A 9,857-nucleotide genomic window follows, 5' to 3' on the forward strand; every position below is an offset into this window, starting at 1 on the left:
ACATCCCGGGAACGCTGCGGAGGCCCGTTAGGTTCCCCGCCTCCGGCCCTGCCGCACGGCAGCGGGGACCTTCTGGTCAGGACGCGCGTGAGGCGCGTGCGGTTGCCCGCACTCCCCGCGTCTTCCCCCGTTCCGCGACCTCACCCCCGTCACCCGCGACCGCGGGCGTCCCACCGGCCACGCGCAGCGGGCGTCCCACCGGCCACGTGCCGCGCGCGGCACGTGGCCGGGCCGTCACTCCGTCCGCATCCACTGCTCCATCACGGACAGCAGGTGGTCGGGGTCGACCGGCTTGGTGACGTAGTCGGAGGCGCCCGACTCGATCGCCTTCTCCCGGTCGCCCTTCATCGCCTTCGCGGTCAGCGCGATGATCGGCAGCCCGGAGAACTGCGGCATCCTGCGGATCGCCGAGGTCGTGGCGTAGCCGTCCATCTCCGGCATCATGATGTCCATCAGGACGACCGTCACGTCCTCGTGCTGCTCCAGGACCTCGATGCCCTCGCGGCCGTTCTCCGCGTACAGCACCGACAGCCCGTGCTGCTCCAGGACGCTGGTGAGGGCGAAGACGTTGCGGATGTCGTCGTCGACGATGAGGACCTTCTCGCCGCCGAAGCGGATGCCCCGGTGGCCCTGCCCGGTGCTGTCCTGCCGCACCGGCGCCCACTCGTCGGGCCGCCCCACCTGCGGCTCGCCCCCGGACACCGCGCGCCTGCGCCGCCGGAACAGCGCGGCCGGACCGTTCTGGGTGTCCTGGTAGGAGCGCACCTCGGCCGGTGTCTCGATCTCGGCGCCGACCAGCTCCGACCGCTCGCGGGTGCCGTTCTCCGAGGCCACCAGGTCGCCCGCCTCCAGCGCGGGCACCACCTGCTGGTAGCCCTGCGGCGGCAGCTCGCTGGGGTGCAGCGGCAGGTACAGCGTGAACGTCGACCCGCGGCCCGGCTCGCTCTGCGCGTGGATCTCGCCGCCGAGGAGCTGCGCGATCTCCCGCGAGATCGACAGCCCGAGGCCCGTACCGCCGTACTTGCGGCTCGTGGTGCCGTCGGCCTGCTTGAACGCCTCGAAGATGACCCGCATCTTGCTCGCGGCGATCCCGATGCCGGTGTCGGTCACCGAGAACGCGATCAGCGGCGCGTCCGCCTCCCGCAGCGACCCGGCCTCCAGCAACTGCTCCCGGATCGCGACGGGGACGTCGGCGTCGGCGGGCCGGATCACCAGCTCCACCGAACCGGAGTCGGTGAACTTCACCGCGTTCGACAGCAGGTTGCGCAGCACCTGGAGCAGCCGCTGCTCGTCGGTGTGCAGGGTGGCGGGCAGCTCCGGCGAGACCCGCACCGACAGGTCGAGGCCCTTCTCCGCGGTGAGCGGCCGGAACGTGGCCTCCACGTAGTCCACGAGCTGGACGAGCGCGATCCGCGTCGGCGAGACGTCCATCTTGCCCGCCTCGACCTTCGACAGGTCGAGGATGTCGTTGATGAGCTGGAGCAGGTCCGAGCCCGCGCCGTGGATCGTCTCGGCGAACTCCACCTGCTTCGGGGTGAGGTTGGAGTCGGCGTTGTCGGCGAGGAGTTTGGCCAGGATCAGCAGCGAGTTCAGCGGAGTGCGCAGCTCGTGCGACATGTTGGCGAGGAACTCGCTCTTGTACCGCATGGACACCGCGAGTTGCTCGGCCCGCTCCTCCAGGACCTGGCGCGCCTCCTCGATCTCGGTGTTCTTCACCTCGATGTCCCGGTTCTGCCGGGCCAGCAGCTCGGCCTTCTCCTCCAGTTCGGCGTTGGACGCCTGGAGGGCCTTCTGCCGCTGCTCCAACTCCGCCGACCGCTCCCGCAGTTGCTCGGTCAGCTCCTGCGACTGCTTCAGCAGCTGCTCGGTCTTGGTGTTGACGGAGATGGTGTTGACGCTGGTCGCGATCATCTCGGCGAGCTGGTTGAGGAAGTCCTTCTGGATCTGCGTGAACGACGTGAACGACGCCAGCTCGATCACACCGAGCACCTGCCCCTCGAACAGCACCGGCAGCACGATCACCTGCGCGGGCGGCGCCTCCCCGAGCCCCGAGGAGATCTTGAGGTAGCCGCTGGGCGCGTTGGTGACCAAGATGGTCCGCTTCTCCTCGGCGGCCGTCCCGACCAGCGCCTCCCCCGGCCGGAACGAGGACGGCATCGACCCCATCGAGTAGCCGTACGAGCCGTGCATGCGCAGCTCGTACGGGTCGTCGGAGCCGTCGGCGGGCGGCATCGCCAGGAAGAACGCGCCGTGCTGCGCGGCCACCAGCGGCGGCAGCTCGCTCATGATCAGCGAGGCCACGTCCTGGAGGTCCCGGCGGCCCTGCATGAGCGCCGACACGCGCGCGAGGTTGCCCTTGAGCCAGTCCTGCTCCTTGTTGGCGATCGTGGTGTCGCGCAGGTTGGCGATCATCTTGTTGATGTAGTCCTGGAGTTCCTGGATCTCCCCGGACGCGTCCACGTCGATCTTCAGGTTCAGGTCGCCGCGGGTCACCGCGGTCGCCACGCGCGCGATGGCCCGTACCTGCCGGGTGAGGTTCCCGGCCATCTCGTTCACCGACTCGGTGAGGTCGCGCCAGGTGCCGTCGACGTCCCGCACGCGCGCCTGGCCGCCCAGGGCGCCCTCGGTACCCACCTCGCGGGCCACGCGCGTGACCTCCTCGGCGAACGAGGACAGCTGGTCGACCATCGTGTTGATGGTCGTCTTCAGCTCCAGGATCTCCCCGCGCGCGTCGATGTCGATCTTCTTGGTCAGGTCGCCCTTGGCGATGGCCGTGGTGACCATGGCGATGTTGCGGACCTGGCCGGTCAGGTTGGACGCCATCTGGTTCACCGACTCGGTGAGGTCCTTCCAGGTCCCCGCCACGCCCGGTACGTGCGCCTGCCCGCCGAGAATGCCGTCCGTACCCACCTCGCGGGCCACCTTGGTGACCTGCTCGGCGAACGAACTCAGCGTCTTCACCATCGTGTTGAACGTGTCGGCGAGCTGGGCGACCTCGCCGCGCGCCTCGATCGTCACCGTCCGCGTCAGATCGCCGTTGGCGACCGCGGCGGCCACCTGGGAGATGTTCCGCACCTGGACGGTCAGGTTCTTCGCCATCAGGTTGACGTTGTCGCTGAGGTCCTTCCAGATGCCGACGACGCCGGGCACGTGGGCCTGCCCGCCGAGGATGCCCTCGGTGCCCACCTCGCGCGCCACCCGCGTCACCTGCTCCGCGAACGACGACAGCTGGTCGACCATCGTGTTGACGGTCGTGACCAGTTCCAGGATCTCGCCCTTGGCGTCGACCGTGATCTTCTTCGACAGATCGCCCTTGGCGACGGCGGTCGTCACCTCGGCGATGCTGCGCACCTGGATCGTCAGGTTGTTCGCCATGAAGTTCACCGACTGGGTGAGGTCCTTCCAGGTGCCGGAGACACCCTGCACCTCCGCCTGACCGCCCAGGATGCCCTCGGTGCCGACCTCGCGCGCGACGCGCGTGACCTCCTCGGCGAACGAGGACAGCTGGTCGACCATGGTGTTGAGGGTGTTCTTCAGCTCCAGGATCTCGCCGCGCGCGTCCACGGTGATCTTCTGCGACAGGTCACCGCGGGCCACCGCCGTGGCCACCTGCGCGATGTTGCGCACCTGGCCCGTCAGGTTGGACGCCATGCCGTTCACCGAGTCGGTCAGGTCCCGCCACACGCCCGCGACGCCCGGCACCTGCGCCTGTCCGCCGAGGCGGCCCTCGGTACCCACCTCGCGCGCGACGCGGGTCACCTGGTCGGCGAAGGCGGAGAGCTGGTCGACCATCGTGTTGATGGTGTTCTTGAGTTCGAGGATCTCGCCGCGCGCGTCCACGTCGATCTTCTGCGACAGGTCGCCGCGCGCCACGGCCGTCGTCACCTGGGCGATCTGCCGCACCTGGGAGGTGAGGTTCCCGGCCATGAAGTTGACGGAGTCCGTCAGCTCCTTCCAGGTCCCGGACACCCCGTCGACCCGCGCCTGACCGCCGAGCCGTCCCTCGGTGCCCACGTCCCGCGCCATCCGCGTCACCTGGTCGGCGAACGACGACAGCTGGTCCACCATCGTGTTCACGGTGTTCTTCAGCTGGGCCATCTCACCGGACACGTCCACGGTGACCTTCTGCGACAGGTCGCCGTTGGCCACGGCCGTCGTCACCTGCGCGATGTTGCGCACCTGACCGGTGAGGTTGCGGAACGCCGTGTTGACCGAGTCCGTCAGGTCCTTCCACGTGCCCGCCGCGCCCGACACCTGCGCCTGACCGCCCAGCTCGCCCTCGACACCGATCTCCCGCGCGACGCGCGTCACCTCGGCACCGAACGCGGACAGCTGGTCGACCATCCCGTTGACGGTGTTCTTCAGTTCCAGCATCTCGCCGGCCACGTCCACGGTGACCTTCTGCGACAGATCACCGCTGGCCACCGCCGTCGTGACCGCGGCGATGTCCCGCACCTGCGTCGTCAGGTTCCGGAAGACCGTGTTCACCGAGTCGGTGAGGTCCTTCCAGGTGCCCGCCGCGCCCGGCACGTTCGCCTGCCCGCCGAGCTGCCCGGCGGCACCGACCTCGTTCGCGACGCGCGTGACCTCGTCCGCGAAGATCCGCAGCGTCTCGGTCATCTGGTTGATCGTTTCGGCGAGCTGGGCGACCTCACCGCGCGCCGGGACGGTCACCTTCCGCGACAGGTCACCGTTGGCGACCGCCGCCATCACCTCGGACACCCCGCGCACCTGGGCGGTGAGGTTGCCCGCCATGGTGTTGACGGAGTCGGTCAGTTCCTTCCACACCCCGTCGACTCCGGACACGCGGGCCTGGCCGCCCAGGATGCCGTCGGTGCCGACCTCGCGCGCGACGCGCGTCACCTCGGAGGAGAACGCCGACAGCTGGTCCACCATCGTGTTGACGGTGTTCTTCAGCTCCAGCATCTCGCCCTCGACATGCACGGTGACCTTGCGCGACAGGTCGCCCTTGGCGACCGCCGTCGTCACCAGCGCGATGTCGCGCACCTGCGCGGTCAGCCGCTCCGCCATCGTGTTGACGGACTCCGTCAGGTCCTTCCAGGAGCCCGACATCCCGCGCACCTGCGCCTGCCCTCCGAGCTTGCCCTCGGTGCCCACCTCGCTGGCCACCCGGGTCACCTCGTCGGTGAACGTCGACAACTGGTCGACCAGGTTGTTCACCGTCCGCCCGACCTTCATGAACTCCCCGCGCAGCGGCTGCCCGGCCCCCTCCGCCGTCAGCGTCCGCAGCTCCATCCGCGGCGACAGATCACCCTCGGCCACCGCCGACAGCACCCGCCCGACCTCGGACACCGGCCGTACGAGATCGTCGACGAGCGCGTTGGAGTGGTCGACGGCGGCCGCCCAGGAGCCCTCTCCGGCGCCCGCCTCCAGCCGTTCCGTGAGCTTTCCCTCACGCCCGACCATGCGCCGTACCCGCGCCAGCTCACCCGTGAGGTGGAGGTTGCGGTCCGCGACCTCGTTGAAGACGGCCGCGATCTCCGACATCACCCCGTCGCCGGACACCGTGAGCCGTTTGCGGAAGTTCCCGTCCCGCATGGAGACCAGCGCCCCCAGCAGCCGGTTCAGAGCCGCCGTGTCCACCTCCGTGGTCCGGCCCCGCGGAGGGCGCTGCCGACTCGGGGACGGTCCGCCCTTCGCGCGCGTGTTCGTTCCCCGCGTCGCCGCGCCAGACTCCACTTGGTCCCTCCCACAGGGATCGACGGTCGTACTGCCCGCTGCTGCACCGGACGGGCCCGAGGGGCTGCTGCCCGCCGCGGCCGTACGGCATTCGGTCTGCCCGGACCTCTACCTCAAGCCTGCCCAGTGTTTCACCCTCCCCGAACCAGGCCATAACAGTTCGGCAGCTTCGCACACCGTGCGCACACCCCCGCGCCGGAAACACTCGTGACCGGCATCCGCACGGACGGCGAAGGTAAGTAACCTTGCATGCGGCTGTCCAGCCGCACCGGTCCGTCCGGTCTGGGCGGTGGCACGAGTACGAGCGGGCATCGGAGGGGCGGCCGCACACATGACCACGGGACTGATCCCCGGGGGACAGCCCCCGGACCCCCGGCCGACGGGCGCCCTCCCGCACCAGCGGGGCGAGCAGGACGGCCGGGAAGCAGCCCCCCAAGCCCCCCACGACCACGACCGGCCGAGGAGTCCAGTGATCACCGCGCGCGCGGCCGCCAGTTTCGAGCCCGTAGGACGATCGGTCGCGACGGCCCGCGCCTTCGTCCGGGACACCCTCCAGGGCTGGGGCTTCGCCGACATCGTCGACGACGCCGTGGTCCTCACCAGCGAGCTGGTCACCAACGCCGTCGTCCACGCGGGCACCCACGCCGACGTCCTGTGCCTGCGCGACGACGACGGTGTACGCATCGAGGTCTCCGACCACTATCCGGAGCGCGAGATCCCGCTCCAGGGCTCCCCAGCGACCATGGGCAGCCCCGACCGGGAGGGCGGTCGCGGCCTCCAGCTCTGCGCGGCGATCGCGGGCCGCTGGGGCGTCGACTACACCCCCACCCACAAGAACGTCTGGTTCCAGCTCGATCTCCCCGACCGCCCGGTCGGCACCCGTACGGCCGGACCGTCGCTCCCCGCGGAACTCCTCCCCCTCGCCGACAGCCGGGTCCGGGTCGCTGTCGTCCAGATCGACCGCGGCGGCGCCATCACGGCGTGGAACGAGGACGCCGAGGAACTTTTCGGTCACACGGCCGACCAGGTCACCGGCAAGCCCCTCACCGACCTCGCCGCCTGGCCGCACACACCGGGCACCAGCACGGGCGTCGTGGAGGCCCTCCAGCTCTCCCGCTGGGAGGGCAGCTACGGCATCCGCTCGGTCACCGGTCGCGTCATCCCCGTCTACGCCTCCCACCTGCGCGTCCGCGACACGGCGGGCGACCCGTCCACGGTCTGTCTCCTGGTCCGCGACCACGAGCGCGCGGTCCTCCAGACGCCGTCCCGCGGCCCGGCCCCCGACCCGACGACCGCCGCCGACGGCCCGAGCACCGACCCGTTCGAGGTGTTCATCGGCTCCCCCGCCCCGGACGACCTGGACGGCCTCCTCCAGCGCACCGTGGAACGCGCGCGCGACATGCTCGACGGCGATTCGGCGTTTCTGCTTCTGGCCACCGACGACGAGACGGAGCTGGAGGTCCGCGCCTCGACCGGCCTGCCCTCGGCCCGCCAGCGCTTCGCCCGCGTCCCCGTCGAGGCGGGCCCCGGCCGCTACGGCTCCGCCCGTATGCCGGCCGTCCACGAGGACCTTCTCTCCGTCCCCGGCGCGGTCCCGCTCCTCAACGGCACCGGCATGCGCTCGGTCGTCACCGTCCCCCTCAAGGTCGAGGGCCGCCTCACCGGCTCTCTGGGCGTCGCGGCCGAGGGACCGGGCCTGTACTCCAACGAGGAGGCGCTGCGCCTCCAGTTCGCCGCCGACCGGATCGCCCTGGCCGTCGAGTCGGCCCGCCTCGGCGAACTCGAACGCCTGCGCCGCGGTTCGCTGAGCTTCCTCGTCGAGGCCTCCGACCTGCTGGCCGGCACCCTCGACCGGGACCAGACGCTGGCCCTGATGGCGCAGATGACGGTGCCCACCCTGGCCACCTGGTGCGCGGTCTACACGATCGCCGACCAGGCCTCCGACCCGTACCTCTCCTACGTCCTGCACGAGGACGAGGAACTCATCGACGGCATCAAGTCCCTGCTCTCCAAGATCGCCCCGCCGGACCCGGTGCCGACGCCCGGCGCCCGGGTCTGGTCGGCGCCGGGCGAGGCCGCGCACGAGGCGGCCCTGCGCAGCTCGATGCGCAGCCTGGGCCTGACCGGGGGCACGCCCCACCAGGTGTCGGCGGGCATCGGCCCCACGCTGGCGACGGCCGCCGCGGTCGGTGGGGAGACGGTGGTCCTGCCGCTGGTGGCCCGTAACCGCGTGATCGGCATGCTGACCCTCGGCAAGCCGACCGACGAGCATTTCCGTCAGGAGATCCTGGAGCTGGCCGAGGACCTGAGCCGCCGGGCGGCCCTGGCCCTCGACAACGCCCGCCTGTACTCGGAGCGCACCGCGATCAGCCAGGCCCTCCAGCGCAGCCTCCTCCCGCCGGAGCTGCCCGAGGTCGACGGCGTCGAGGTGGAGGTCATCTACCGCGCGGCCGGTGAGGGCAACGAGGTCGGCGGCGACTTCTACGACCTGTTCCCGATCAGCGACGGCGCCTACGGTTTCGCCATCGGCGACGTCTGCGGTACGGGCCCGAACGCGGCGGCCGTCACCGGCCTCGCCCGCCACGCGCTGCGCCTCCTCGCCCGGGAGGGACTGAGCGGCCCGGCCGTCCTGGAGCGCCTCAACTCGGCGATCCTCGACGAGGGCGCCCGCAGCCGCTTCCTGACGCTCCTGTACGGCGAGATGCGCCCTCAGGAGGACGGCAGCGCGGAACTGAAGGTGGTCTGCGCGGGGCACCCGCTCCCGTTGCGTCTGCGCCAGGACGGCACGGTGGAACCGGCCGCCGAACCCCAGCCCCTGCTGGGCGTGATGGACGACCTGGAGCTGTACGAGCAGACGGTCACCCTGGACCCGGGCGATGTCCTGCTCTGTGTCACCGACGGCGTCACCGAACGCCGTGAGGGCACGCGCATGCTGGGTGACGACGGTCTCGCGGACGTTCTGACGACGTGCACGGGCCTGACGGCTGGCGCGGTCGCGGCCCGCATCATGCGCGCGGTGGAACGCTTCGCCTCGGACGCCCCGTCGGACGACATGGCGATCCTGGCAATGCGAGTCGCCTGAGCACACGAAAGATCCCCCCGCCCGAAAGGGCGAGGGGATCAATTGTGTGGAGCCCCCAAACGGAATCGAACCGTTGACCTTCTCCTTACCATGGAGACGCTCTGCCGACTGAGCTATGGGGGCCAGTTGCTTTCCGGGGTCTCCCCCGGCGCAACGGAATAGATCATACCCCGAACGGAGCCGTGCTCCCAAACCCTTCGCGCACGCGTTCAGTAGGCGGGCTGGAGCAGTCCGCCTAGGGCGTTGCAGGCGGAGACGATGCGCTGCATGTCACGCTTCGTCAGCGACGCGTCCACGGGCAGCGCGAGGGTTTCGTCGACGGCCAACTCGGTCTGCGGGAGCGATACATAGCGCCGGAACTCGGGCAGCCGGTGCAGCGGGGTCCGCACGGGCACCCGGCAGTCGACGCCTTTCGCGCGGAGGGCTCGTGCGAAGGCGTCCCGGTCGGGCCGCCCGTTCCCCGGCACCCGCACCACGTACTGCTGGTAGGTGTGCCCGTCTCCGCCGTCGGGCGTCCGCACACCGCGCAGCCGCGCGTCGAGATACCCGGCCCGCTGCCTGCGCTGCGCCACTTCGTCGTACGGCGCCTCGGACTCCCCGTGCTCCAGCACCAGGAGCCCGTGGCGCCGCCCGAGGGCGTGCAGCCCCGCTAGGTCGGCGGGCCGCCCGAACCGGTGCACGACGACGACGGCCGCGGTACGTGGCGTCACGGCCGCTTCGACGGCCTCGGGGTCGAGGCAGTACGTCACGGGGTCGACGTCGGCGAAGGCCGGCAGCGCCCCGGCGAGGGTGACCGCCTCGGCCACCTCTACGTTCCCGAAGGCGGGTACGACGACCTCGTCACCGACGCCGACTCCGGCAGCTCTGAGCAGTGCAGCAGTACCCATGACGTGGATGGTGGGCGTGCGACATGAACGTCAAGTGACGGAAAACAAAAAAGGGTTGGTCCCTGAACCGAAGTTCAGGGACCAACCCTTTATCAATGATTGTTCGGCGGCGTCCTACTCTCCCACAGGGTCCCCCCTGCAGTACCATCGGCGCTGTAAGGCTTAGCTTCCGGGTTCGGAATGTAACC

The 9,857-nt window shown here is 70.5% G+C and carries 3 protein-coding genes, 1 tRNA gene and 1 rRNA gene; 1 reads left to right on the top strand and 4 read right to left on the bottom strand.

The features are described 5' to 3' along the window. Window positions 1-234 precede the first annotated feature (234 nt). The gene (locus ACIQPQ_RS26035; RefSeq protein ID WP_401307915.1) at window positions 235-5,700 is read right to left on the bottom strand and encodes a HAMP domain-containing protein; all 5,466 of its coding nucleotides are present in this window, start codon (window positions 5,698-5,700) and stop codon (window positions 235-237) included. A 331-nt stretch (window positions 5,701-6,031) separates the two neighbouring features. Between ACIQPQ_RS26035 and ACIQPQ_RS26040 the strand changes: the two genes are divergently transcribed. Next, window positions 6,032-8,782 carry a SpoIIE family protein phosphatase gene (locus ACIQPQ_RS26040; protein WP_401307918.1) on the top strand — a complete coding sequence of 917 codons (2,751 nt, stop codon included), beginning with the start codon at window positions 6,032-6,034 and terminating at the stop codon, window positions 8,780-8,782. Between the two features lie 47 nt (window positions 8,783-8,829). Here ACIQPQ_RS26040 and ACIQPQ_RS26045 read toward each other — a convergent pair. The 3 genes from ACIQPQ_RS26045 to rrf all read right to left on the bottom strand — a co-directional run. Further along, window positions 8,830-8,905 (bottom strand) — tRNA-Thr (locus ACIQPQ_RS26045). Window positions 8,906-8,991: 86 nt separating this feature from the next. Further along, window positions 8,992-9,654 carry a DegT/DnrJ/EryC1/StrS family aminotransferase gene (locus tag ACIQPQ_RS26050; protein WP_401307946.1) on the bottom strand — a complete coding sequence of 221 codons (663 nt, stop codon included), beginning with the start codon at window positions 9,652-9,654 and terminating at the stop codon, window positions 8,992-8,994. A gap of 116 nt (window positions 9,655-9,770) precedes the next feature. After that, window positions 9,771-9,857: ribosomal RNA gene (gene rrf / locus ACIQPQ_RS26055) — 5S ribosomal RNA — on the bottom strand; the annotation flags it as partial.

It is taken from the genome of Streptomyces sp. NPDC091281 (assembly GCF_044757425.1).
Taxonomy (GTDB): domain Bacteria; phylum Actinomycetota; class Actinomycetes; order Streptomycetales; family Streptomycetaceae; genus Streptomyces.

Bases quoted from the DNA above. Each gene is read 5' to 3' on its own strand.
- ACIQPQ_RS26040 (WP_401307918.1), top strand. From the start codon at position 6,032: ATGACCACGGGACTGATCCCCGGGGGACAGCCCCCGGACCCCCGGCCG.